At 41.7% G+C, this 24,504-nt stretch carries 22 protein-coding genes; 15 read left to right on the top strand and 7 right to left on the bottom strand.

The window, feature by feature from the left end; genetic code table 11:
- Nucleotides 1-74 precede the first annotated feature (74 nt).
- Genes gatB through gatC form a run of 3 tightly spaced genes read right to left on the bottom strand, consistent with a single transcriptional unit; the run spans nucleotide 75 to nucleotide 3,393 of the window.
- On the bottom strand, nucleotides 75-1,544 hold the full coding sequence (gene gatB, locus NDN11_RS14550; RefSeq protein ID WP_251110043.1) for an Asp-tRNA(Asn)/Glu-tRNA(Gln) amidotransferase subunit GatB: 1,470 nt from the start codon (nucleotides 1,542-1,544) through the stop codon (nucleotides 75-77).
- A complete protein-coding gene (gene gatA, locus NDN11_RS14545) occupies nucleotides 1,544-3,022 on the bottom strand; it encodes an Asp-tRNA(Asn)/Glu-tRNA(Gln) amidotransferase subunit GatA (protein ID WP_005269490.1) in 1,479 nt (492 codons plus the stop codon). Before gatA ends, gatB begins: the two co-directional genes overlap by 1 nt.
- 53 nt (nucleotides 3,023-3,075) lie before the next feature.
- Nucleotides 3,076-3,393: an Asp-tRNA(Asn)/Glu-tRNA(Gln) amidotransferase subunit GatC gene (gene gatC / locus NDN11_RS14540; protein WP_004652310.1), complete on the bottom strand. Its 318-nt coding sequence runs from the start codon at nucleotides 3,391-3,393 to the stop codon at nucleotides 3,076-3,078.
- A 133-nt stretch (nucleotides 3,394-3,526) separates the two neighbouring features.
- On the opposite strand from gatC, the gene NDN11_RS14535 reads away from it, so the two are divergent.
- The 6 genes from NDN11_RS14535 (at nucleotide 3,527) to NDN11_RS14510 (ending at nucleotide 8,295) form a co-directional block, all read left to right on the top strand.
- Nucleotides 3,527-4,567: a rod shape-determining protein gene (locus NDN11_RS14535; protein ID WP_004652309.1), complete on the top strand. Its 1,041-nt coding sequence runs from the start codon at nucleotides 3,527-3,529 to the stop codon at nucleotides 4,565-4,567.
- Nucleotides 4,568-4,584: 17 nt separating this feature from the next.
- Nucleotides 4,585-5,442 carry a rod shape-determining protein MreC gene (gene mreC / locus NDN11_RS14530; protein ID WP_004802987.1) on the top strand — a complete coding sequence of 286 codons (858 nt, stop codon included), beginning with the start codon at nucleotides 4,585-4,587 and terminating at the stop codon, nucleotides 5,440-5,442.
- Nucleotides 5,429-5,920: a rod shape-determining protein MreD gene (gene mreD / locus NDN11_RS14525; RefSeq protein ID WP_167249708.1), complete on the top strand. Its 492-nt coding sequence runs from the start codon at nucleotides 5,429-5,431 to the stop codon at nucleotides 5,918-5,920. The genes mreC and mreD overlap by 14 nt, the downstream gene beginning before the upstream one ends.
- Nucleotides 5,908-6,468 carry a Maf-like protein gene (locus NDN11_RS14520; RefSeq protein WP_251110042.1) on the top strand — a complete coding sequence of 187 codons (561 nt, stop codon included), beginning with the start codon at nucleotides 5,908-5,910 and terminating at the stop codon, nucleotides 6,466-6,468. Before mreD ends, NDN11_RS14520 begins: the two co-directional genes overlap by 13 nt.
- 63 nt (nucleotides 6,469-6,531) lie before the next feature.
- Nucleotides 6,532-7,986, top strand: coding sequence for a ribonuclease G (rng, locus tag NDN11_RS14515; protein ID WP_167249704.1), 1,455 nt, complete (start codon nucleotides 6,532-6,534; stop codon nucleotides 7,984-7,986).
- A gap of 135 nt (nucleotides 7,987-8,121) precedes the next feature.
- Nucleotides 8,122-8,295 carry a PA1571 family protein gene (locus tag NDN11_RS14510; protein WP_125318358.1) on the top strand — a complete coding sequence of 58 codons (174 nt, stop codon included), beginning with the start codon at nucleotides 8,122-8,124 and terminating at the stop codon, nucleotides 8,293-8,295.
- 34 nt (nucleotides 8,296-8,329) lie between these two features.
- Here NDN11_RS14510 and NDN11_RS14505 read toward each other — a convergent pair whose 3' ends face one another.
- Together NDN11_RS14505 and NDN11_RS14500 are read right to left on the bottom strand one after the other, a co-directional pair.
- Nucleotides 8,330-9,715, bottom strand: coding sequence for a WS/DGAT/MGAT family O-acyltransferase (locus NDN11_RS14505; RefSeq protein WP_167249702.1), 1,386 nt, complete (start codon nucleotides 9,713-9,715; stop codon nucleotides 8,330-8,332).
- 183 nt (nucleotides 9,716-9,898) lie between these two features.
- The gene (locus NDN11_RS14500) at nucleotides 9,899-10,519 is read right to left on the bottom strand and encodes a phosphoadenosine phosphosulfate reductase domain-containing protein (RefSeq protein ID WP_005192766.1); all 621 of its coding nucleotides are present in this window, start codon (nucleotides 10,517-10,519) and stop codon (nucleotides 9,899-9,901) included.
- A gap of 208 nt (nucleotides 10,520-10,727) precedes the next feature.
- Here NDN11_RS14500 and thrH point away from each other — a divergent pair, with 208 nt between their 5' ends.
- Nucleotides 10,728-11,345 carry a bifunctional phosphoserine phosphatase/homoserine phosphotransferase ThrH gene (gene thrH, locus NDN11_RS14495; protein ID WP_004652299.1) on the top strand — a complete coding sequence of 206 codons (618 nt, stop codon included), beginning with the start codon at nucleotides 10,728-10,730 and terminating at the stop codon, nucleotides 11,343-11,345.
- Nucleotides 11,346-11,433: 88 nt separating this feature from the next.
- Here thrH and NDN11_RS14490 read toward each other — a convergent pair whose 3' ends face one another.
- Nucleotides 11,434-12,663: an OmpP1/FadL family transporter gene (locus NDN11_RS14490; RefSeq protein WP_251110041.1), complete on the bottom strand. Its 1,230-nt coding sequence runs from the start codon at nucleotides 12,661-12,663 to the stop codon at nucleotides 11,434-11,436.
- 252 nt (nucleotides 12,664-12,915) lie between these two features.
- On the bottom strand, nucleotides 12,916-14,358 hold the full coding sequence (locus tag NDN11_RS14485) for an OmpP1/FadL family transporter (RefSeq protein WP_251110040.1): 1,443 nt from the start codon (nucleotides 14,356-14,358) through the stop codon (nucleotides 12,916-12,918).
- A gap of 487 nt (nucleotides 14,359-14,845) precedes the next feature.
- Between NDN11_RS14485 and kdpA the strand changes: the two genes are divergently transcribed.
- The 8 genes from kdpA to NDN11_RS14445 all read left to right on the top strand — a co-directional run bounded on the left by kdpA (nucleotide 14,846) and on the right by NDN11_RS14445 (nucleotide 24,463).
- The gene (gene kdpA, locus NDN11_RS14480) at nucleotides 14,846-16,543 is read left to right on the top strand and encodes a potassium-transporting ATPase subunit KdpA (protein WP_251110039.1); all 1,698 of its coding nucleotides are present in this window, start codon (nucleotides 14,846-14,848) and stop codon (nucleotides 16,541-16,543) included.
- 16 nt (nucleotides 16,544-16,559) lie between these two features.
- Entirely contained in the window at nucleotides 16,560-18,572 is a 2,013-nt protein-coding gene (kdpB, locus tag NDN11_RS14475) for a potassium-transporting ATPase subunit KdpB (protein ID WP_251110038.1), read from the top strand.
- A gap of 9 nt (nucleotides 18,573-18,581) precedes the next feature.
- Nucleotides 18,582-19,217, top strand: a complete 636-nt coding sequence (gene kdpC / locus NDN11_RS14470; RefSeq protein WP_251110037.1) for a potassium-transporting ATPase subunit KdpC — start codon at nucleotides 18,582-18,584, stop codon at nucleotides 19,215-19,217.
- A gap of 12 nt (nucleotides 19,218-19,229) precedes the next feature.
- Nucleotides 19,230-21,881, top strand: a complete 2,652-nt coding sequence (locus NDN11_RS14465; RefSeq protein WP_251110036.1) for an ATP-binding protein — start codon at nucleotides 19,230-19,232, stop codon at nucleotides 21,879-21,881.
- Between the two features lie 11 nt (nucleotides 21,882-21,892).
- Complete coding sequence (locus NDN11_RS14460) at nucleotides 21,893-22,591, top strand: response regulator (RefSeq protein ID WP_167249688.1); 699 nt, start codon at nucleotides 21,893-21,895, stop codon at nucleotides 22,589-22,591.
- A 139-nt stretch (nucleotides 22,592-22,730) separates the two neighbouring features.
- Nucleotides 22,731-23,402 carry a CsgG/HfaB family protein gene (locus NDN11_RS14455; RefSeq protein ID WP_251110035.1) on the top strand — a complete coding sequence of 224 codons (672 nt, stop codon included), beginning with the start codon at nucleotides 22,731-22,733 and terminating at the stop codon, nucleotides 23,400-23,402.
- Between the two features lie 18 nt (nucleotides 23,403-23,420).
- On the top strand, nucleotides 23,421-23,789 hold the full coding sequence (locus NDN11_RS14450) for a DUF4810 domain-containing protein (protein ID WP_251110034.1): 369 nt from the start codon (nucleotides 23,421-23,423) through the stop codon (nucleotides 23,787-23,789).
- On the top strand, nucleotides 23,786-24,463 hold the full coding sequence (locus tag NDN11_RS14445; protein ID WP_251110033.1) for a DUF799 domain-containing protein: 678 nt from the start codon (nucleotides 23,786-23,788) through the stop codon (nucleotides 24,461-24,463). The genes NDN11_RS14450 and NDN11_RS14445 overlap by 4 nt, the downstream gene beginning before the upstream one ends.
- Nucleotides 24,464-24,504 lie beyond the last annotated feature (41 nt).

Here is a 24,504-nt window from a genome sequence, read left to right as displayed (position 1 = left end):
TTTTACTATATTTATTTGGAATTTAATAAAGAAAACCCGCTCTAAAGCGGGTTTTCTTTTGAAATTAGATCAGTTTAACCAATCAAGTTCTTCATTAATTCATTCACTTGAGCTGGGTTGGCTTTACCTTTTGCAGCTTTCATGACTTGACCAACCAGACCGTTAAAGGCTTTTTCTTTACCAGACTTGTACTCTTCAACCATTTTTTCATTGGCTGCAAGTACGTCTTTGATAATCGCTTCAATCGCACCTGTATCGGTTTCTTGCTTCAAACCTTTCTCGGCAATAATGTCATCCGCAGATTTTCCTTCTGCTTCCCACATAAAGCCAAACACTTGCTTCGCAATTTTACCGTTAATGGTATTGTCGACAATACGCGCGATCATACCGCCCAACTGCTCAGCAGAAACAGGAGAGTCCGCCAATTCTAGGCCTGCTTTGTTTAAAGCACCTGAGAATTCACCCATCACCCAGTTTGCAGAGACTTTACCTTGCTTCGCACCGCCAGCAGCAGCCACAACCGCTTCGTAGAAGTCCGCCATTTCGCGTGACAGCGTCAATACATGTGCATCGTACTCAGTCACAGCAAAGTCAGCAATAAAGCGTGCACGACGCGCTTTAGGCAGCTCTGGAAGGGCAGCACGTGCCGCTTCGATTTGTTCGTCAGCAATAATTACTGGTAACAAGTCTGGATCTGGGAAGTAGCGATAGTCGTTCGCTTCTTCTTTCGAACGCATTGAACGGGTTTCCATCTTGTTCGGATCGAACAAACGGGTTTCCTGATCAATCTCGCCGCCGTATTCCAAAATTTCCATTTGGCGTTCAATTTCAACATTGATCGCTTGCTCAATGAAACGGAATGAGTTGAGGTTTTTCAACTCGCAACGTGTACCGAATGGTTGACCCGGACGACGCAACGATACGTTACAGTCGGCACGGAATGAACCTTCTGCCATGTTACCGTCAGAAATACCTAACCAACGCACTAGGGTATGAATCGATTTGATATAGGCAACCGCTTCTTCAACCGAACGCATATCTGGTTCAGACACGATTTCTAGCAATGGTGTGCCCGCACGGTTTAAGTCGATACCCGACATACCTTCGAATTGGTCATGGATCGATTTACCTGCATCTTCTTCAAGATGGGCACGAGTCACGCCAATACGCTTCACAGTGCCATCTTCAAGCTGGATGTCGATATGACCCAAGCCAACAATCGGATTGTCCATCTGGCTGATCTGGTAGCCTTTTGGCGAATCTGGGTAGAAATAGTTCTTACGTGCAAACACAGAGGCTTGGTCGATATAGGCATCAATCCCCAAACCAAAACGAATTGCAAGATCAACCACTTCAGCATTCAATACTGGCAATACGCCCGGCATGGCCAAATCAACAAGGCTGGCTTGTGTATTTGGATCTTGACCAAATTCAGTCGATGAACCAGAGAAGATTTTAGACTTGGTTGCCAACTGCGTGTGGATCTCGATCCCGATAACGACTTCCCAACCGTCAATTAACTTTAACTTTTGAGCTTCAGCCATTATGCATTCTCCTCAGCAATTGCCGCACGTTTGGTATGCCAGTCTGTGTTTTGTTGATATTGATGCACAATCGAAAGCAATTGTGATTCTGACCAGTAGTTACCAATCAACTGTAAGCCCACAGGCAAGCTGTCTTTATCAAAACCAACAGGTGCGTTGATGGCTGGCAGACCTGCCAAGTTCACAGCAAGGGTATAGATATCACCTAAATACATTTCAGTCGGGCTAAGGTTTGCACCGATCTTATAGGCTGTGGTTGGTGCAGATGGTGCAGCAATCACATCGACATTTTCAAATGCTTTGAGGAAATCTTGCTGAATCAAACGACGTACTTTTTGTGCTTTGACATAATATGCATCGTAGTAACCCGCAGAAAGGGCATACGTCCCGATCAGGATACGACGTTGTACTTCAGCACCAAAACCTTCTGAACGTGAGCGTTTGTACAAGTCCATCAAATCCACAGGATTTTCACAGCGATAGCCATAACGTACACCGTCAAAACGTGACAGGTTCGAAGAAGCTTCCGCAGGTGCGATCAAGTAGTAAGTTGGTACATAGGCTTCAGTCATGTTGAGGTCAATCTCAACCAAGATCGCACCCATGTCTTCAAGCTTTTTCAACGACTCTTCAACGCGTGCTTTTACATCAGCGTCTAGACCTGCAACATTGAAGTATTGCTTTGGAATACCAATGCGTAGACCTTTCACTGCTGTGCCATTCAAGTTAGCAACGTAATCGTCCACTTCTTTGTTGATAGAAGTTGAGTCTTTGGCATCATGACCAGCAATCACATTCATCAAATAAGCACAGTCTTCCGCAGAACGTGCCATTGGACCGCCTTGATCGAGTGATGATGCATACGCAATCATACCGAAGCGAGACACACGACCATAGGTCGGTTTTAAGCCCGTTAAGCCGCAGAATGAAGCAGGTTGACGAATTGAGCCACCTGTATCGGTACCTGTTGCGATTGGCGCAAGATCAGCTGCCACAGCCGCAGCAGAGCCACCTGACGAACCACCTGGAACGTGATCCAGTGCCCAAGGGTTAGACGTTGCACCGACATACGAGTTTTCAGAGGTGGAACCCATGGCGAATTCGTCCATGTTCACCTTACCTAAAGTCACGAGACCCGCAGCTTTAGCTTTAGCAACCACAGTTGCATCATAAGGTGAAATGAAGTTATCCAGCATTTTTGAACCGGCAGTGGTTTTAATGCCTTGGGTACAAAAAATATCTTTGTGGGCAAGTGGAATACCTGCTAAAGCATGTGCATTACCTGCTTTCAGTGCCGCATCGGCCGCATTTGCTTCTGCAAGTGCCTGTTCTGCAGTCACTGTCACATAACTTTTTACTTTCGGGTCAATTTGGGCGATACGCTTTAAATAATGTTCAGTCAATTCGCGTGATGAAAATTGGGCTGTTTTTAAGCCTTCAGAGAGTTCACGGATTGATAAGCGATGTAAATCTGTCATATGAAAAATTTCTTTACATTCTAAATATAAAATATTGACTAATTGAATAAATCTTATTCAATTACGCGAGGTACGAGGTACAAACCTGCTTCTGTAGCAGGCGCGACCGCTTGATATTCATCACGATGGTTGCTTTCAGTCACAACGTCAGCGCGTAAGGGTTGCGGGTTGTCAAATGGGCTCTTTAAAGGCTCAACATCATCGGTATTAATGCCTTTCAAGCTTTCCATCATGCCAAGGATTTTATTTAAACTTTGAGCATATTCAGCAGATTGCGTGTCATTGAGAGATAAACGTGCAAGGTGTGCGATTTGCGAGACCGTTTGCGCATTTAAGTCTGTTGTCTGCTGAGCATCTGATGATGTAGACATAACTTTACCTAATTCAGTATTAAAAAATTTCAAAATATCGTGCGTTATAATAAGCGATTGACTTGTTCAAATCATCACATTTAGTTAAAGTTGCCACCTTGTATTCACACAAAGTTTAATTGAGAACGCCCCCGTGATTCTAAAACGACTAATTGGCTTGTTTTCGCCGGATTTAGCCATTGATTTAGGTACTGCAAATACACTTATTTATGCACCAGGCCGTGGCATTATATTAAATGAACCAACTGTTGTGGCAATTCGCCATAGTGGTTCACAAAAAATTGTTGCCGCTGTAGGTATTGATGCTAAACAAATGTTAGGCCGTACACCAGCGAATATTTCAGCAATTCGTCCGATGAAAGACGGTGTGATTGCTGATTTTGAAGTCACTGAGACCATGTTGAATCAGTTCATTGGCAAAGTGCATGAAAAGCGTTTGTTCCCGCCAGCACCGCGTGTTGTGGTCTGTGTACCTTGTAAATCGACATTGGTTGAGCGTCGTGCGATTCGCGAGGCTGTATTTAATGCAGGTGCGCGTGATGTACGTTTAATCGAAGAGCCAATGGCTGCTGCAATTGGTGCGGGTATGCCTGTTGAGCAAGCATGTGGTTCGATGGTGGTTGATGTTGGTGGTGGTACCACTGAAATTGCAATCATTTCATTACAGGGTTGTGTCTACGCTGATTCTTTACGTATCGGTGGTGATGTATTTGATGAGCAAATCATCAATTATGTGCGTAAAGCACACGGTTGTGTGATCGGGGAAACGACAGCCGAAGTCATTAAAAAAGAAGTGGGTATGGCTGTTGCTGATGGCAAGACCCTCGAAATCGAAGTTCGTGGTCGTAACTTGGCTGAGGGTGTACCTCGCGCGATTACGGTGACTTCTGATGAAATTACGCAGGCCATTTCTGATCCGTTACAAAGCATTGTGAGCGCTGTTAAATCTGCACTAGAGCAAACGCCTCCTGAATTATCTTCGGATATTGCTGAGCGCGGTATTGTGTTGACAGGCGGTGGTGCATTGTTGCGTAACCTTGATAAATTGCTTGCGCAAGAAACAGGTTTGCCAGTAATTGTTGCAGATGATCCTTTAACTTGTGTCACTCGTGGTGGCGGTAAAGTATTAGAGTTCTTTGACAATCCAAACCACGACATGCTTTTCGTTGGTTAAATCATAAGGACTAGGCGGTGCAACCGAATCTTTTTTCAAGACAACCGCCATCTTTTCGCTCATTTGTTATTGCGGTAATTACATGTTTGGTGGTGCTTTTCTTTGATTGGCGCATGCCTTATGTAATTCAACCTGCAAGGGATGTCTTGTACGCCGCGTATAATCCAATTTATGCGCTGGCAAGCTATCCTGTACTGTCGCGAGAATGGCTTAACCAACAAACCAAATCTGAAGCGCAATTGCGTCGTGAAAACACGGCAATGCAAGCTGAACTATTACAAGCACAAGTCCGCCTCCAAAAACTTTCAGAACTTTCTGCGGAAAATAACCGTTTAAGAGGGCTTTTGGATACTCCGTTAATTATTGATGGACGTATGCAAATTGCGGAGGTGATAGGGACTGATGCTGACCCATTACGCCATATTATTATCATTAACCGTGGTTCAGTGGATCATTTAAGTGCGGGACAAACTGTTCTAGACGATAAAGGGATTATGGGGCAGATCATAAATGTCTATCCACATAGTGCCCGTATCATGTTGCTATCTGATAAAGAGCATTCATTGTCTGTGCGTTTAGAACGTACGGGAATGCGTGCGATTATTTCGGGTACTGGCGATTTGGGGCAACTCAAAATGGAATATGTGCCAACCAGTGCCAATATTCAGGTTGGAGACAAAGTCTTTAGTTCAGGTTTAGGCGAACATTTCCCAGCAGGTTATTTAGTGGGAACTGTGTCTAAAGTCAGTCGTCATACTTCAGGTGAGTTTGCTGAAATTGATGTTACACCAGCAGCTCAACTTGCCAGTGGTCATCATGTTGTGGTGCTCTTCTCTGAATCCTTAGCGCAGGAGCAACCGTATGCCGATCGCTAAGCTCAATTATGAGAAACGCAAAGATCCACTATGGATGATTATTCTATCCATCGTGATTGGTTCTGTATTGATGGTTTATCCAATGGCCTATGAGGCGTCGGGTTGGCGACCATCCATCATGCTAATGATTATGCTGTTCTGGATTCTCTATCAGCCTGTTTGGTGTGGTGTTTGGTTTGCTTTTGGCATGGGCCTTTTTGCCGACCTGTTGCTCGATGCACCGTTTGGCTTAAATGCACTCAGTTTTGTTGTGATCAGTTTTGGTATTCGCTATTTAATCCGTGAACGTCGTATTCTGACGTTTGGTAATTCATGGGTTATCGCAGTGATTGCGGTTGTTGCACATATTACTTTTTTGTGGATTAGCCAGACCATTGCAGGAACACATTTTTCGATTGCGCGCCATTGGCAGCCGGTCGTGACAAGTGTACTGGCATGGCCATTGGTTTATTATTGCTTACATAAATGGCGCATATAATTCTCGCATCAAGCTCGCCTCGTCGGCAGGAGCTATTACAGCAATTGGGTTTGGACTTTGAGGTTTATAGTCCAGATGTCGATGAGACGGTGCATGATGGAGAGGCTGTTGAGCATTATGTTGAACGCTTGGCGCGCGAGAAGGCACAAGTTGTTTTAAATAAATATGCTGACGCAATTGTGATTGCTGCAGATACCAGTTTAAGTTTTGCTGGGCAGATTATTGGGAAGCCAGAGTCAAAGCAACATGCTTTTTCCATCTGGTCGATGCTTTCAGGGCAATGGCATGATGTCTATTCTGGAATTTGTGTTGCAAGTTCTGCTCAGATATTAAGTACAGTGGTAAGAACGCAAGTTGAGTTACAACAACTCAGTCATGCGGAAATGGAAAAATATTGGGCAACAGGCGAACCTGTAGGCAAAGCAGGTGCTTATGCAATACAGGGAATTGCAGCACAATATATTCCACAGATTCGAGGCAGTTATAGTAATGTCGTCGGTTTGCCTTTGCATGAGATTGCACAGTTATTAGAAAGCGTTAAAACCTAAGTATTTCAATACAGGGAACGACACTTTCGGTTATAAGAATTTTTATAAAGTTTTGAGTTTGTTATGGCAGAAGAGTTGCTGATTAACGTCACGCCGATGGAATGTCGTGTGGCATTGATTGAAAATGGTACGGTCAATGAACTATTCGTTGAGCGAACTGTAAAACGTGGGTTAGTGGGTAATATCTACAAGGGTAAAGTAGTGCGTGTACTGCCGGGTATGCAAGCTGCCTTTGTCGATATTGGTTTGTCTCGAACCGCTTTTTTGCATATTAACGATATGGTGTGGTCGCGTTCGCAGCCGACCCCAAACGTTTTTGAACTGTTACATCCGGGGCAGATGCTCACTGTCCAAGTTATGAAAGATATGTTGGGTACCAAAGGTGCTCGTCTAAGTACTGATCTTTCTATCCCATCGCGCTATCTCGTGCTCATGCCTTATGGCAATCACATTGGTGTGTCACAGCGAATTGAGTCTGAAGAGGAGCGGGATCGTCTACGTAGTATCATTGAACATATTCAAGCAGAACATAATTTGCCGGGTAGTGTCATTGTTCGTACTGCGGCAGAAGGTGTCGATGAAGCTGCGATTGCACAAGATATGTGTTATCTCAGTAAACTTTGGGAATTCATTCAGCGCAAACAAAAAGAAGCGGCAACGGCTGAACTGATCTTTGAGGAACTCCCTTTACCTCAACGTATCATCAGAGATTTAGCCAGTGATGAAACGGCGAAGATCTATGTCGATTCACGTGAGATTCATGGCAAGCTCAGCGAGTTTGTCGATGAGTTTGTTCCCACGATTCAAAATCGCTTAATTCATTATCCTGGTGAAAAGCCACTTTTCGACTTGTATAACGTCGAAGAAGATATTCAAAAAGCGTTGCAGACCCGTGTCGCACTCAAGTCTGGCGGCTATCTGATGATTGATCAGACCGAAGCGATGACCACGATTGATGTCAATACAGGCTCATATGTGGGTGGCCGCAGTTTAGAAGACACGGTCTTTAAAACCAATATGGAAGCAACTCAAGTGATCGCAAGACAACTGCGTCTGCGTAATTTGGGTGGTATTCTGATTATTGATTTTATCGACATGCAAGAAGCTGAGCATCGTGAAGAAGTGATGCGTCAGTTTGAACGAATGCTGGAACGTGATCATGCAAAAACTAAAATTACCCAAGTTTCGGAGTTGGGTTTAGTTGAAATGACACGTAAAAGGACCCGTGAATCATTGGAGCATTTGCTTTGTGAATCATGTCCGACCTGCCAAGGGCGGGGCTATGTGAAGACAGCAGAGACAGTATGTTACGAGATATTTCGAGAAGTCATGCGTTATGCACGTGCATTTGATTCCAAGGGTGGCTTTACTGTCGTTGCTCATCCAGCTGTGATAGATCGGCTATTAACAGCAGAAGCCCCTGCTGTCGCGGATTTAGAACATTTTGTGAATCGTGTGATTAAATTCCAAGTGGAAAATCTATATACGCAAGAGCAATACGATATCATTTTGACCTAAAGTTGTAACAAGATTTCGCTTAATCCTTGTTACAACTGAAATTTTACTTTCTATCATGAATTTTAAATACTAGAACCATAGAATGAGCCATAGGTACTTTTCGGTGCCTTAGCAAATAATATGAGGTATCTAATTATGAATGTAAGTGAAAGATTAGTAAGTCACGGTTTTAAGCATGTATTAGACAGTAATCCTGTAAACACATGTTATATGGTAGATAGCCAAGGTAAAGAAGTTCAGATTACTACGGCAATGATTCGTTCAGCCTGCCATCAGCTGTTACAGCGCTGCCGCACAATTAAAAAATAAGGGGCTATTCGAAGCCCCTTAATTTTCTCTAAGATTAATTCGCAACTTTCTGCTGTGGCAAGTTTTGAATGGCTTGTTCAAAACGTTGAATCTCTTCTTCTAAATGGGTTAGTAGGTTTTGCATTTTTGGCAAAGCATTACGACATGCAATTAAACCCACTTCCAATTTATCTAAATAGCTCGTCATGGTGATATTAAGGGCTTGCCCATCCATCACGATTGATGCAGGGTAGAGTGCATCTAATTTCGCGCCATTCCAGTAGAGCGGTTCACGCGGACCGGGTACGTTAGAGATGACAAGGTTAAATGCCTGACGTTTAGGTAGCATGCCTGATGCAATGTTTAAACCTGCTGGACCATACACAACCGCACTATAATTCAGAATTTCATTGGCAGTCATACGGCTAAAACGTTGTTTCGAGTTCTGCACGCTACGACGAATAATCTCTAAGCGCTCAATAGGATCTTCAATATGCGTTGCAAGATTGGCCAAAATCATAGTAATACGATTGCTGACATCAGAGTCATCGGTACGCAGTGATGCAGGAACCATTGCAATTAAAGGTTTTTTTGGCAAGCTGTTATGACTGATCAGATACTCACGTAAAGCACCTGAGCATACTGCTAGAATCACATCATTGAGCGTTACACCCAAAGATTTGGCAATATGACGGAAACGACCGAGTTCAAAAGATTGTGCTGCAAAGCGACGTGAAGAGCTCACGCGCTGATTCAGAATTGAAGGAGGCGCCTGAAATGTTGATACATAATCAGGATTTTTACCAATCTCTTTAAAGATGGTTTGTGACAGTTCATGCATGACCTTAGGTGCAACTTCAAGCTGAGATTTAATCCCTTCCATCACACCTTTAATTTTACTCACCGTTGGTGGCTTAGGTGCTTTCAAACGCTTGGTTCGTTTTCCTTCCACACACCATAACGGTACGACATGCTTTTCATTTGGATCTTGAGACAGTGATTTTTCAATCAGACGCATACCTGCAACGCCATCCACCATCGCATGGTGAATTTTGAAGTACATGGCAAAACGGTTACCTTCAATTCCTTCAATGATGTCACAGGTCCAAAGTGGTTTGGCACGATCAATCAAAGAGCTATGCTGTTGTGAAATATACACCAGTAGTTCACGGATACGCCCTGGATTTGGTAGCGCGATATGGCGGAAATGATGGTCTAGATCAAACTCACTGTCTTCTCCCCAAAACAAACCATTCAATTGATTGTTAAATGGTGGAACAGGGATACTTTTTGATTGGCGAATTTCATTGACTAGATCGTGCACAAACGTAGGTGAAGCATTCTCTGGAAGCTCGAATAAAAACAATCCACCTACATGCATAGGTTGTTGTCTTTTCTCTAGCGAGAGAAAGATAAAATCAATTGGGTGTAGTGGGCGCATAGCAGACCTAGCCTCTCATCGCATTTTTTCTAAGATACTCTCGAAGAGCTCTTATTAGAATTATTGGAACCGTTCTGCGCAGTATATACTGTTTGTTCTGGTTAAAATATGACTTTAGACAAGCGAGTCATAAAAAACAAAACCACTGACGAATCAGTGGTTTTGTTTTAATGGAATAGAGATTTAGTGGTTTAGATGCAAACCGCATTCGCGATGCTCTTCACCTTTTGTCGGATCAAAATAATCTTCATTATCAGGTAAATTATGTTTTTGCATATATTCCCAGAGGTCTTTTGAAGTCCATTTCAATAATGGCGCAACCTTGATAAGACCATCTGGATTAATACTCACAGGGTCCATTTCAGCACGAACAGCGGTATCTGTTGCACGTAATGCCGTAAACCAAACTTTGGGTGCGGTTTCTCGTAATGCGCGCTCAAAAGGTTCTAATTTTACTTCAGCAGTAAAAGCTTCATGCTTTGGATCATCCAATGCTGGCACGGTGCCTTCCAGTGCTTCACGATGTGCACGTGAACGTTTTGGCAAATAAGTCAGAAGATTAAGATTCAACAGTTTTGTAATCTCATCAACATACTTATAGGTTGTTTCGGTGTTGTAGCCATTATCCATCCATACCACTTGGATATCAGGTTTGACACGGGTCAACATATGTAAAATGACAGCTTCAAATGGACGAAAATTAGTTGTCACAATAGCTTTTTCATTTAAGCTTAATGCCCATTCAACTAGTTTTTCAGCATCATTGCCAAATTCTGTATTGATTTGATCCAAGTTTAAAGTCATAACGCGTTGCCTTTTATGATCATCGGTCTTTATCGTATACACGACACACTACGCCATATAGTAATGTAATTATGCCGAGTCGGATATGACCATCAAGCAAATTCTTATTCAAAAAATCTATGGTTAGAGTATGAAAAAAGGGCGATTCTTGAACAGCTCTCCATGCTAAACTAGCGCAATTTTTAACACATAGGATAGTTGGATAAGCATGGAAATCGTATGCCTAGATCTTGAAGGGGTTTTGGTTCCAGAAATTTGGATCAACTTTGCAAAAAAAACAGGGATTAAAGAACTTGAAGCAACTACACGTGATATTCCAGATTACGATGTACTCATGACTCAACGTCTGAATATCTTGAAACAGCATGGTTTAGGCTTAAATGATATTCAAGCTGTGATTGCTGATATGGGACCTTTTGAAGGGGCTAAAGAGTTTGTTGAGTGGGTGCGTACTCATTTTCAATTGATTATTTTATCTGATACTTTTTATGAGTTTGCTCATCCACTCATGAAGCAATTGGGATGGCCAACGATTTTCTGTCACAAGCTTGAAACTGATGAAAACGGTATGATTACCGCATATAAATTGCGCCAACCTGATCAAAAGCGTCAGGCGGTAAAAGCATTGCACGGTTTAAACTTCCGCGTCATCGCGGCAGGTGACTCTTATAACGATACGACTATGCTTGGCGAAGCTGATCATGGTTTCTTGTTTGATGCGCCAGCCAATGTGATTGCTGAGTTTCCACAATTCCCACCACTACATGGTTATGAAGCGTTAAAACAGGCGATTCGTTCTGTATCACAACGTGATATTCCAGAGTAATTAATCCTCCCCAGCCCTCCTTTAGAAAAGGAGGGGGCTTTTTCACCTTGCGCCACTTCAGTCGTGGCTCAGGGTGAGGGGAGATTTCTTAGAATTTATAACCAATCTTTAAACCATAGGCGATGGCATCATTATTTTCAAATTCAGCTACATAGCCTGGTGTATTGAATTGTGAACCTGATTGCGCTTTCGCATCGCCGAGCCAGAAGTATTTCACACCACCCGCAATAAAGGTTGCAGGAGTTGGGCTATATTGAATGCCAACACCGACATTCCAATAACCTTCAGTTGGACCTAATGTCGTGACAGGGTTGCCTGCACCAGAGTCCCAACCGACTGATACATTACCTGCCCATTGGTCATTAATTTTACGGCCTACACCCGCAGTAATCGAGTATTGATCTTCGGTATACGCAACAAGATCAAAACCGTCTTTTTTACCAGTTTTTTCAGTAATAGTTGGTAAAACCGAGGCAGTACCAAATTTATATGGACGGATGGCAAAGTCTTTCCAGTTCACCCAACGTAAGTTGGCAAATGCAACCGTGTTTTCCATAATCCCTGTTTGGAAGTCTAGGTTGACGGATTGTGGGGTAGTGATTTCTGTCTGGCCTTCAGCGTTATTAATCTGAGTTAAACCTGCATTAAGTGTTGGTGATTGTGTCATACCTGCAGCGCCATGTTTTTCATAAGCATTCATTTCATGCTTGATCTTGGCGCGATAAGTTAAAGAAGCCTTGAGTGCAATTTCAGGCATTTGATAAGCAACACCCGCTAACCAACCCACTGCTTCATCACGACCTGTTTTAAAATCATAACCGTTATAAGCACTATAGCTTTCACCGCGTAATAACACAGTGCTGTCTAAGGTTTGATAAACCGCACCAGCATAAACGTTCCAGTTTTGATTCGGCTGATAACCAAATAACAAGTTTAAGTTTTCGGTATCAACTGTAACCGATGTACCGCCTTTAAATGGAACAGGGCGACTTTCGATAAAGTTACTTTTACCTGTATATTCTGCATCTGCCCCATAAGGCTGGTCATAAATAAGACCAATCGAGAATTTATCCGTTGCTTGAATTTTTAGGGCAGCATTTGGCGAGTAGTAATGATTCGCCATATTCCCTGTATTGTTTTGAGATATGTCCTTACCTGATACATTGGGATCAAGAACTGTGATACCTGCTTCAAAATAATTATTTGGCTGTAGGAACGCTGTAATTGATTGGCCAGAGCGATCCAATGCTGCGGCAAATGTTGTCGTTGTTGGAACTAAGCTAAGTAGAAGAGCCGTTTGAATAGCATTCAGCTTCATTAATATGTTCTCTCAAATCACTTTGTAACAGAATGGCGCGAAAAGTAACATAATTTTTATTCGCTTAAATATTTTACAAATGTCAATAAATGAACTGATGAGGTCACGAAAAATAGTTGAGCATTCAAGTTTTACCTTGGTGGTTCTAGTGTATGAAATGAATATTAGGTATTGATCTATAGTTTTGATTTTATTTATTAAAGCACAATAAAAAAGGCCATCTGATGATGACCTTTCTTTTATAGAAACGAATTAGAAACGGTAACCAATTTTCATACCATAAGCGATTGCTTTGTTATCTTGGAAGTCTGCAACATAGTCATTACCACCTGCTTGAGCACCAGTTTGAGCTTTAGCATCGCCTAACCAGAAGTATTTCACACCACCTGAGATAAAGGTTGCAGGAGTAGGGCTATATTGAACACCTACACCAACATTCCAGTAACCTTCTGTTGGACCTAAAGTTGTTACAGGGTTGCCTGCACCAGAATCCCAACCTACAGAAACGTTACCAGCCCATTGGTCATTGAGTTTACGACCAACACCAGCATTTACAGACCATTGGTCATCAGAATATTCAACTAAGTTGAAACCATTTGGACGACCAACTAAACCACCAACTTGTTGTGATAAAACACCAAATTTATATGGTTGGATTGAGAAATCTTTCCAGTTCACCCAACGAACATTGGCAAATGCAACGGTGTTTGCCATGATACCTGTTTGGAAATCCAAGTTAACAGATTGAGGTGTTGTGATTTTGGTTTTCTTGTCTTGTGCAAGGCCAGCAGTGAGTTTGCTTGGATCAAGTCCTAATCCACCAAGAACACTTGTTAATCCAGGGAAGCCTAACAAAGATAAGTCTTCTTTAATTTTTACGTCATGGTCGATTTCTGAACGGTAAGTTACAGACGCTTTAAGTGCGATCTCAGGAATTTGGTAAGCAGCACCTGCTAACCAGCCCACACCTGTTGTTTCTTTAATATCAGCATCATAACCATTGTAAACGCTATATGCTTCACCACGAAGGCTTACATTTCCTTTTACTGTTTGAAGTACAGGACCTGCGTAGAAATTAAGGTTTTGATTTGGTTGAAAACCAAAAACCATAGATAAATTTTGTGTATCAACTTCAACTTGGGTACTATTTTGACCAGTACTAGAACCAAGATAGTTCTTAGCTGCATTTAATGCACCAGCCAATTGCTTAAATTGAGGCGTATTTTGTACTTGGGCTTTCGCAGCTGCAATGGTTTGTTCATTTACAGGAAGGTTTTGTGCTTGCAATGCAGCAATTGCTCTGCTTGTTACAATACCATCAATTGATTTTGCAGATAAAACACCGTCAGTTGGGCTAGATACGAATACATTGTCACCTGTATATTTTGCATCAGCACCAAATGGTTGGTCATAAAGAAGACCAAAAGAAATATTATCAGTCAGCTGTAGTTTTAATGCTGCGCTAGGGAACATGTAATCATCGCCCATATCGCCGATTTTACGTGTCGTTGATGAAGTACCCGCTTCTTGACCTTTAACTGTTGGGTCTAAAACCGAAAGACCGGCTTCAAAATAGTTGCCCGGTTGTAAAAAAGCAGACATAGATTGACCTGAACGGTCTAACGCAGCTGCAAAAACTCCAGTTGCAGGTAGCGTTGCTAAGATCATGGCAGTGCTAAGATGTTTTAGTTTCATTGTAAATCTTTCCTTGAACTTCAAGATTCTTAAGTGTTAAGAAGCTATGATCTGACAACAAAAAGTTATCTATCGTGATTGGCTATAACTTCATGTAACAAAAATACCATAATTAAAATAAGAGTAAATGTTCTAAATGAACTAAGCAGTACTAAGGATTAGATGAAAATGGATAAAAATAAATCTTAAAAAATTTATATACATATGTGTTTTTATTTGTAAAATAATGATAAATATAAATTATTATTTTAAAATAATAATCGTTTCTTTTTGCATTTTTAGAAAAAAAGTTTTTTATATGGTCAAAGATTTTTTGTAAAAAATGAGATTTATTTCTTCATATTTGATTTTTAGCTAATTTTTTAAGCATTTTAAATCTAATTCAAATAATTTACGTAAAATTTACGTTGCCCTCGTTTTTCAATATAGAGAATTTACGTCCTCAATTTCCATACTAAAGCTGACCTATTTTTAAATGGCATTTGCTATGTGGGAATTTATTTCTGTATTTATCCTTTCATTGCTGTTGGCTTACCCGCTAGGTGCTTATCTTGCGGATGTGATGCAGGCAAAACCAATGAAAAGCGACCGATTGTTTAAATGGATTGAGCAACCGATTTATGCTGTTCTAAATGTGAAGCAAGTCGGTATGAATTGGCGGCAATATCTTGCTGCTTTCCTACTCAGTAACGTTTTATTGCTGGGCGCTAGCGTTACCGTTTTAATGACTCAAGCATGGTTGCCACTGAATCCTGATCATATTCCCAATATGAACTGGGATTTGGCATTACATACCACTATTTCATTCCTGACCAATACCAACCAGCAACATTACTCAGGACAGGCTCAACTGTCGTATTTATCACAAATGACGGTAATCGTTGGGCTGCAATATTTGTCTCCAATTGTTGGGCTTGCTTTATTGGTTGCAATGTTACGAGCTTTGTTCCTGCAATCACGTCAAACAGAAGATTCAGATCAAAAGAATTGGAATCAGATTAATCTAGGTAATTATTGGATGGATATCATTCGACCATTATTTAGATTCTTCATTCCATTAGGACTTATTTTTTCTTTGTTACTGACCTTTCAAGGTGTTCCAGCAACATTATCTGCTGGCCCGACAGCACAGGTCTTAGATCAAAGCTCTGAGGTACAAACACAACATATTCCACTTGGTCCTGTTGCGCCAATGGTCGCGATTAAACAACTGGGTAGTAATGGTGGCGGCTGGTATGGGCCAAATAGCAGTGTGCCGTTAGAAAACCCAACGCCGTTATCGAATGTGATTGAGATGATTGCGATCTTACTTATTCCATTGTCAGCAGTATTTATGGTTGGACGCTTTATCCAGCGTAAGAAATTGATGTGGATGATTTTTGGCACCATGTTGCTGATGTCATTGGCTTCAACCTTATTAACCTTGTGGACTGAAAAATCTTCGTTAATTTCAAACACAGCGTTGATGGAGGGGAAAGAGCTTCGCTTTGGTGTTGAAGCATCTGCCCTGTGGGGAAGTTTGACCACACAAGTCAATAATGGCTCGGTCAATATGATGCATGATTCAGCCTCACCACTGACAGGATTGGTTGAGCTGTGCAATATGCTGATTAATGCCATTTGGGGCGGGATTGGTTGTGGCTTATTGCAGTTCTTTATTTACCTGTTTCTTGCTGTCTTTATCGCAGGCTTGATGACAGGGCGTACCCCTGAATTGTTTGGTCGAAAAATTGAAGTCACTGAAATTAAGTTGTTAGCGCTTGTGATTCTATTACAGCCTGTGGTGATTCTTGGTTTGACTGCAATCGCAATTGCATTCCCAGCAATTACAGGGAATTCAAATCCAGCATTCCATGGGATTAGCCAAGTGTTTTATGAATATGTTTCAGCTTACGCAAACAATGGCTCTGGTTTTGAAGGTTTAGGCGATAACACCCTATGGTGGAATCTCAGTGCCAGTATCGCTTTATTAGCAGGGCGTTATAGCGTGCTAATCATTCCAGTCTTGATTGCAGTCAGTTTAGCAACCAAAGCTCAAGCAGCGGAAAGCAAAGGTTCATTACACATTGAATCACCGACATTTGCTTTGACCTTGATCGGGATCGTGTTGATTCTCACCTTATTGCAATTCATGCCGGTGTTGGTGATTGGACCAATTGCTGACTATTTATCGATAAAAGTTTAAGTGTGGAGCAAGCACAATGAAACATTCAAATGCGACACAACAGATGGATATTTTGAATAAAGAAATTATTCAGCAAACTTTTCATAAACTGTTGCCACAATATGCTTTTAAAAATCCTGTTATGGCATGTGTCTGGGTCGGAACCGTTTTGACTATTGCGGCCACTTTGATGGGGAGCACTAGCTTAGGTTTTGGTTTATTGCTGAGCTTAATTTTATTGGTGACCGTCTTATTTGCGAATTATGCAGAAGCGGTCGCAGAAGCCAAAGGTCGAGGACAAGCAGCATCATTGCGTCAGGCACGTGAAAACTTAACAGCAAATCGTATTTTAGATTTAGATGCAGTACCGAATACGATTTCTGCCAATCTACTCAAAAAAGATGATTTGGTGATTGTCAAAGCTGGTGAGATTGTTCCAGCAGATGGGGAGATTATTCAAGGTTTTGCCACCATCAATGAGTCGGCAGTTACTGGTGAGTCTGCACCTGTATTGCGTGAAGCCAACACTGATCGTTCAGGTGTGATTGGTGGTACTAAAGTTTTGTCAGATGAAATTATTATTCGGGTCAGTAATGAAGCTGGTCATAGCTTTCTAGACCGTATGATTGCCTTGGTTGAAGGTGCAAACCGTCAGAAAACACCAAATGAGATCGCGTTAAGTATTTTGCTTAATATCATGACTATTACCTTTATTGTGGTGGTAGCGACATTACCATTTATTGGCTCAATGGTGGGAATCAAAATCAGTATGGTTTTACTGATTGCGCTGTTGGTATGTTTGATTCCAACTACGATTGGGGGCTTATTACCTGCAATTGGGATCGCTGGGATGAACCGTGCTTTAAAAGCCAATGTCTTGGCTAAATCAGGGAAAGCGGTTGAGGTTGCCGGTGATATTGATGTGTTGTTGTTGGATAAAACAGGCACGATCACCTATGGCGACCGTCAGGCCACTGCTTTTTATCCATTGGCAGGTGTGACTCCAACCGAGTTACGCCAAGCAGCGATGTTAACTTCATTTGCTGACCCAACCCCTGAAGGTAAATCCGTGGTGAGTTTGGGTAAAGAAATGGGCGAGAACATTCGTGAACCTCAAGATGCCGAATTCATTCAGTTTAGTGCATCGACACGATTATCTGGGGTGGACTTGGTGACCGGACAAAAGATTCGTAAAGGTGCTGTCGATGCTATTCTTAAATTTACCAATCAAGAGATCAAAGACAACATTGAACTTAAAACTCGTGTTGAACAAATCGCCTCTAAAGGTGCGACACCACTCGTAGTAGCTTCGAATCACAGTATTTTAGGGGTAATTGAACTCTCGGATGTAATCAAACAAGGCATTAAAGAACGGTTTGCACAGTTACGTGAGATGGGCATCAAAACCATTATGGTCACAGGGGATAATCCGCTGACTGCCGCAGCAATTGCTGCTGAAGCAGGTGTAGATGATTATATTGCTGAGGCAAGACCTGAAGATAAATTGGCCTGTATTCGTAATGAACAAGCTGCAGGTAAACTGGTCGCGATGGTGGGGGATGGTACCAATGATGCTCCTGCTTTGGCTCAGGCGGATATTGGCCTAGCCATGAACTCAGGCACTCAGGCTGCGAAAGAAGCAGGCAATATGGTGGACTTGGATTCTGATCCAACTAAATTGCTTGATGTGGTCGAAATTGGGAAGCAGCAATTGATTACTCGTGGTGCATTAACCACATTCTCTTTAGCCAATGACGTTTCTAAATACTTTGTGATCTTACCTGCGCTGTTTGCAGTAGCAATTCCTGAACTTGGGGTACTGAATATTTTGCAATTGGGTAGTCCAAGCAGTGCAGTAATTTCTGCATTGATCTTTAATGCCTTGATTATTCCGATGCTGATTCCATTGGCATTAAGAGGTGTGCAGTTCAAGCCAGCGAGTGCTTTGCAATTGTTACGCCGTAATATGCTGATTTACGGTGTAGGTGGTGTGATCTTTCCGTTTATTGCGATCAAGTTAATTGACCTTATTGTGTCATTGTGGATTTAGGAGTTGGAAATGAATACTTTATTGAATCATGAGCAATTGAATCAACATGACTTGACATTATCAGGTCAAGGGCATTCGGTCTTAGGTCCTAGTCTTGGGCTGACAGCTGTGGGTTTCTTAATTGCAGGGTTGCTGTACTCTACCGTTAGTGTGTCTATTGCGCAGTTGATTTTTCCGAAGCAGGCTAATGGCAGTTTGATTGAACTGGATGGCAAAATTGTTGGTTCAAGTTTGGTGGGGCAAAACTTTGTCAGTGAACAATATTTTCATGGTCGCCCAAGTGCGGTAAGTTACAATGTCGATGGGATGGCGGGAAGTAATTTGGCGGTTTCTAATCCTGACTTACAAAAACAAATTAAGGAAAGAACAGTGCAATTTGCTCACAATAATCATGTTTCAGAGCAGCAGGTACCTAACGATATAGTCACGGCATCAGGCAGTGGGATTGATCCTGATATTTCACCTGAGAGTGCATTATTACAAGTGAAACGTGTGGCAGAACAACGTCATTTACCTGAACAGCAACTGCGAGATTTAGTGCAACAACAGACTCAGCCTGCTCAGTTCAATCTCTATGGGCAAGCTCGAGTCAACGTTTTACAGTTGAATCTAGCCTTAGATCAATTGTCGTCTAAACCTCATTAATAGAGCGCACTTATGCAGATTGACCGTAATCATAAAGCAGATGCATGGTTGGCTCATAGTCAGCGTGAACAGTCTGGACGTTTGACCATTTTCTTGGGTGCAGCACCAGGGGTGGGTAAAACCTATGCCATGCTGACTCGAGCACATGAATTGATGCAGCAAGGGCAACATGTGATGGTTGGGGTGGTTGAAACTCACGGTCGATCTGATACTGAGCGTTTAATTCAAGGACTCAATGTTGTTCCAAGGAAAGCTGTGGAGTATCAAGGTCGAATTTTGGAGGAGATGGATCTTGATCAAATTCTTAAATTAAAACCTGAAATTGTTTTGGTGGATGAACTCGCGCATCGTAATGTACCCAATAGCCGACATGAATATCGCTGGCAGGATGTGAATGAGTTGCTGGATGCAGGCATTGATGTGTATAGCACTTTAAATATTCAGCATTTAGAAAGCCTGAATGATGTGGTTTATCAAATCACGGGCATTCGGGTCAGCGAAACGGTTCCCGATGCGTTATTAAAACGCTTGAAAGATATCCGTCTGGTTGATTTGCCTGTTCCAGAGCTGTTGGAACGAATGCAGCACGGCAAGATTTATTTGGCAGATGTTGCACCACACGCATTACAAGGCTTTTTTAAACCTGCACATTTAACCGCTTTACGTGATTTGGCGATTCAAACAGTTGCAGGGCAGGTTGAAATTGATTATCGGGAAAAGTTTGTTGCCCAAGGACAGATTATCCCTATTCAAAATCATGTAATGTTGGCGATTGATGGTTCAGAGTTTTCCGAAGATTTAGTCCGACGAGCACATCGTATTGCAGAAAGACGTAATGCAATCTGGAGTGTAATTTCAATCCAAAAAAGTCAGAATTCGAATACACAAGTCTTTGCTGTGACGAAGGCCTTTAATCTGGCAAGAAAACTTGGTGCAGATACTTATTTACTCTATAGCAATCATATTGCATCGACTATTTTACAAGCAGCTTATGATTATGGTGCGTCTAATATTTTATTGGGGAAAAGCCCTAAAAAATCGTTGTGGCAGCGTTTATTCTCAGATCATATTGCGGATCAACTGTTAGAAAAACAGCATCCATTTGAGATCACATTTGTTCAACCCTTAAAAGTTAAAAACAATAATGAGGCTAAACCACAGCTAGATAGTGCTCGTTCTTCTTGGTTCGAGCAAAGTTTAGCATTTAACCCACGTGAGATGATCGAAAGTATTCTGATCGTTTTGTTGGGATTGATTACCGCAACCGTGAGTGATCATTTTATTGGTTATAGCGAGCTGGCTTTAATTTTTGTGGTCACCGTACTTATTGTGGCGATGCGAGCACGGATGTTCATCACTATTCTAAGTGTCGTGATTTGCTTCTTGCTGTATAACTATTTCTTTATTGAACCACGATTTACACTTCGAATTAGTGCAGAGCGTGGGGTGATGACGATTATCATCTTTATCATTTCAGCATTGTTGGTGGGGCGTTTAGCCAATCAATTACGCGCTCAAGTATTGAGTTTACGTGCAGCGAATTCAGTTTCCTTACAAATGCAGGAATTGGAACGGAAACTATCCAGTTGTGTCGATATTGAACAAGTTTTGAATATCGCCAAGCAACATTTAGAAAGCTCTTTAAATGCAACAGTTTGGCTAAGAATTGGAACAAAGGAATTAGGGGATAGCCGTTTATTTAATGAAAAAGATCAAATTGCGGCAAATTGGACTCAGAAAAATGCCAAACCATGTGGACGTTTTACCAATACTTTAACTCAATCAGCATGGTGGTTTAATCCACTGAATTTGGTGGGGGACTATGGTGTTATCGCTATTCGATTTAATCAAAATACAGATAGCATTAGTTTTGAGCAGCAGCGTTTAGCTGAGTTAATGATTGATGATATTGCTCAAACCGCTTCTCGCGTACAGTTGTCTTTACAGTTGGAAAACTCCCGCGTAGTTGCTGAAACTGAAAAGTTACGTTCAGCTTTACTTTCATCTGTTTCCCATGATTTACGTTCACCGTTGGCTGCAATGATTGGTTCAGCAGACAGCCTGAAATACTATGGCGAGCAAATGTCTGAAGCGGATCGAGAAAGTTTACTGGATACCATTCATGTTGAAGGTGAACGGCTGGATCGCTATATTCAAAATTTACTGGATATGACCCGATTAGGTCATCAAGGTTTAAGCTTAAGTCGGGACTGGATTGGGGTAGAAGAGCTGATTGGTTCTGCCACGCAGCGACTTAAACGTTATCAGCCTAAGGTCAACATTGATGTAGCAATAAAACAAGATTTACCACAATTGTATGTCCATCCTGCTTTGATTGAGCAAGCGATATTTAATGTGCTAGAAAATGCAGCTAAGTTTTCACCTGATAATGTGCCAATTGAAGTACGGATCCAACAGGATGAAGGTGATCTTCAGATTGATATTATTGACCAAGGTGTTGGCATTCCAGAAGAGGAGCGAGAGCAAATCTTTGATATGTTCTATACCATGCAACGTGGGGATCGCGGTAAAACAGGCACTGGATTAGGTCTTGCAATTGTCAAAGCGATTATTGGGGCGCATATGGGGAGTATTGAAGCTTTGGCAGGTACATATGGTCAGGGCACTTTAATTAGAATACGATTACCACTGCATCAGGATTAAAATTATCATCTATGCCGCAAACATTAAATTCTCAAGCATCTATTCTCATTATTGATGATGAACCACAAATTCGGAAGTTTCTGGATATTGCCTTACGTGCCCAAGGTTATCAAGTTCATGTAGCTGAAAATGGCATGAAAGGGTTAGAGGTTTTGGCGACACGTGGTGCGGATTTGTTGATTCTCGACCTTGGTCTACCAGATATGGATGGACAGGATGTTTTGATTGAGTTACGACAATGGTCTGCTATTCCTGTGATTGTGTTATCTGCGCGTCCCGATGAAAACCAGAAAATTAAGCTATTGGATGCAGGGGCGAATGATTATGTTACCAAGCCTTTTAGTATCCAGGAGTTATGTGCGCGTATTCGAGTGATGTTTAGGAATATGCCACAACAGTTGGAGCACCATTTAGTCTTTAATGACGGGCAACTGTGTATTGATGTTGCTGAGCATACAGCCAAGCTGGGTGGTGAAGAAATCGCCTTGACCAAAAAAGAATTTCAATTGTTGGCTTTATTGATTCGCCATCAGGGCAAGATTGTGACACAAAAACAAATTATGACCGAGTTATGGGGGATTACCCATGAAGAAGATACTCATTATCTCAGGATCTTGGTGAAAAAGCTCAGAACCAAAATCGGAGATTCTGCAATAACACCTAAATATATTTTTACGATTGCTGGAGTCGGATTGAGGTTTGGAGAATAGCTTGTGATAGTATTTGTAATACACTGTATTATAATGCTATTTATTGGTTTTTGTGTATGCTGATAAGTATAAAAGGTGAGTTGGATCACTGTTTTAGTATATACTTATAAGGCTTTTTTAATGTCTTACTAGAGTCAAAATGAAAAAATTATTAGCGATGACAGCATTCAGTTCTTTAGGTCTAATGGCCTGTTCAACCACAGAAACATCAAAAGTGATTCAAAGCCCTCAGGTGACCGCAGCAGTTCAGCAAATTAAATATAATGGGGCGAAAGTACCTGTGTCGATCGGTAAGTTTGATAATCGTTCAAGCTATATGAGAGGCATATTTTCAGATAATGTTGACCGTCTTGGTGGACAGGCAAAAACTATTTTAGAAACGCATCTACAGCAAACAGGCTATTTTTCTGTATTAAACCGCGACAATTTGTCCGAACTTAAGCAAGAAGTTGGTTATAGCAATACTGCCCAAACCATTAAGGGTGCTCGTTATGTCATTACTGGTGATGTATCTGAGTTTGGTCGTAAAGAAGTGGGTGACCAACAGTTATTTGGTATTTTAGGCCGCGGTAAGCAACAAGTTGCCTATGCAAAAGTAAATTTAAATATTGTCGATGTTAAGACCTCAGAAATTGTACATTCAGTACAAGGTGCGGGTGAGTATGCCTTAAGTGCTCGTGAAGTACTGGGTTTTGGTTCTACAGCCTCTTATGATTCGACCTTAAACGGTAAAGTTCTCGACTTGGCTGTACGTGAAGCAGTGAATAACTTAGTGACTGATATCCAGAATAATCGTTGGACTGCTCAATAAGCTTGGATTGTTGTAGAAATGAAAAAAATTCTGTTGACCAGTCTAATCACGATCGGCTTGGTTGGCTGTGCTGCGGGGCCTCAACCTTTATATAGTTGGGGCTCTTATACACAGCAGACCTATTTGATGTATAACGCACCAGAAAAAGCGATGCCGAATGCACAAATAACCAAGTTGGAAGCTGAAATAGAAAAAGCCAAAGGCAAAAATCTTGCAGTCCCACCTGGTCTATATGCACATCTGGGCTTGTTATATTTGCAGGAAAATAATGCGCAAAAAGCAACTGAATATTTTCAGTTAGAGCGACAGGTTTATCCTGAGTCAACGGTATTAATGGATCGCTTATTACAGAAAATGAGTGCAAATGTAGGATCGGGCAAGTCATGATCAAGCAGTGTATAATTTCGAGTCTTGTCATCACTGGTCTGTTACTCACAGGATGTGCATCTTCTCCTGTAGTCAATAAAGATATGACTGCTTATAAACAGCATATGCCAAAATCAATTTTGATATTACCACCTGTCAATGATTCTCCAGATGTAAAAGCAACTTATAGCTATTGGCCGACTGTGATCACACCAGTTGCCGAAGCGGGTTACTATGTCTTTCCAATTTCTGTTGTCGACTCAATGTTTAAAGAGAACGGCGTGACCAATGGTCATGATGCTCAAAGCATCTCGCCACAGAAATTACAGGAAATTTTTGGTGCTGATGCTGCACTTTATATTCGAATTAAAGAATATGGTTCCAAGTATCAAGTCATTCAAAGTGTTGCGGCAGTTAGTGTAGAGGCAAAACTGGTTGATTTAAAAACCAATGAGACACTTTGGACTGGTGAGAAGAAAGCCGTTCAATCCAGCAATAGCGGTAATAATGATTTACTCACTGCACTTGTTGGCGCATTGGTTGAACAGATTGCGGGTAGCTTAAATGATCGTGCTTATCCTTTGGCAGCGATTGTAAATACCCAATTATTTACACCAACGCAGCACAACCCCGGCCTGGGCTTGCTCTACGGACCTCGTTCACCTAAATATCAACAAGATGGTGTTGTGAAGTAATCCATTGTCATCTGCATATTAAAAAAGCCTCAACAAGAGGC

The sequence above is a fragment of the Acinetobacter sp. C26M genome, assembly GCF_023702675.1.
Taxonomy (GTDB): Bacteria; Pseudomonadota; Gammaproteobacteria; order Pseudomonadales; family Moraxellaceae; genus Acinetobacter.
The sequence above is the reverse complement of the archived record's forward strand: the minus strand, read 5'-3'. Positions and strand labels throughout refer to the sequence as shown.

What these genes read in the sequence shown, in the direction of transcription:
- gatB (WP_251110043.1), bottom strand. Translation starts at nt 1,544, where the DNA reads ATGGCTGAAGCTCAAAAGTTAAAGTTAATTGACGGTTGGGAAGTCGTT.
- gatA (WP_005269490.1), bottom strand. Translation starts at nt 3,022, where the DNA reads ATGACAGATTTACATCGCTTATCAATCCGTGAACTCTCTGAAGGCTTA.
- gatC (WP_004652310.1), bottom strand. Translation starts at nt 3,393, where the DNA reads ATGTCTACATCATCAGATGCTCAGCAGACAACAGACTTAAATGCGCAA.
- mreD (WP_167249708.1), top strand. Translation starts at nt 5,429, where the DNA reads ATGCCGATCGCTAAGCTCAATTATGAGAAACGCAAAGATCCACTATGG.
- NDN11_RS14520 (WP_251110042.1), top strand. Translation starts at nt 5,908, where the DNA reads ATGGCGCATATAATTCTCGCATCAAGCTCGCCTCGTCGGCAGGAGCTA.
- rng (WP_167249704.1), top strand. Translation starts at nt 6,532, where the DNA reads ATGGCAGAAGAGTTGCTGATTAACGTCACGCCGATGGAATGTCGTGTG.
- NDN11_RS14510 (WP_125318358.1), top strand. Translation starts at nt 8,122, where the DNA reads ATGAATGTAAGTGAAAGATTAGTAAGTCACGGTTTTAAGCATGTATTA.
- NDN11_RS14505 (WP_167249702.1), bottom strand. Translation starts at nt 9,715, where the DNA reads ATGCGCCCACTACACCCAATTGATTTTATCTTTCTCTCGCTAGAGAAA.
- NDN11_RS14500 (WP_005192766.1), bottom strand. Translation starts at nt 10,519, where the DNA reads ATGACTTTAAACTTGGATCAAATCAATACAGAATTTGGCAATGATGCT.
- thrH (WP_004652299.1), top strand. Translation starts at nt 10,728, where the DNA reads ATGGAAATCGTATGCCTAGATCTTGAAGGGGTTTTGGTTCCAGAAATT.
- NDN11_RS14490 (WP_251110041.1), bottom strand. Translation starts at nt 12,663, where the DNA reads ATGAAGCTGAATGCTATTCAAACGGCTCTTCTACTTAGCTTAGTTCCA.
- NDN11_RS14485 (WP_251110040.1), bottom strand. Translation starts at nt 14,358, where the DNA reads ATGAAACTAAAACATCTTAGCACTGCCATGATCTTAGCAACGCTACCT.
- kdpA (WP_251110039.1), top strand. Translation starts at nt 14,846, where the DNA reads ATGTGGGAATTTATTTCTGTATTTATCCTTTCATTGCTGTTGGCTTAC.
- kdpB (WP_251110038.1), top strand. Translation starts at nt 16,560, where the DNA reads ATGAAACATTCAAATGCGACACAACAGATGGATATTTTGAATAAAGAA.
- kdpC (WP_251110037.1), top strand. Translation starts at nt 18,582, where the DNA reads ATGAATACTTTATTGAATCATGAGCAATTGAATCAACATGACTTGACA.
- NDN11_RS14465 (WP_251110036.1), top strand. Translation starts at nt 19,230, where the DNA reads ATGCAGATTGACCGTAATCATAAAGCAGATGCATGGTTGGCTCATAGT.
- NDN11_RS14460 (WP_167249688.1), top strand. Translation starts at nt 21,893, where the DNA reads ATGCCGCAAACATTAAATTCTCAAGCATCTATTCTCATTATTGATGAT.
- NDN11_RS14455 (WP_251110035.1), top strand. Translation starts at nt 22,731, where the DNA reads ATGAAAAAATTATTAGCGATGACAGCATTCAGTTCTTTAGGTCTAATG.
- NDN11_RS14450 (WP_251110034.1), top strand. Translation starts at nt 23,421, where the DNA reads ATGAAAAAAATTCTGTTGACCAGTCTAATCACGATCGGCTTGGTTGGC.
- NDN11_RS14445 (WP_251110033.1), top strand. Translation starts at nt 23,786, where the DNA reads ATGATCAAGCAGTGTATAATTTCGAGTCTTGTCATCACTGGTCTGTTA.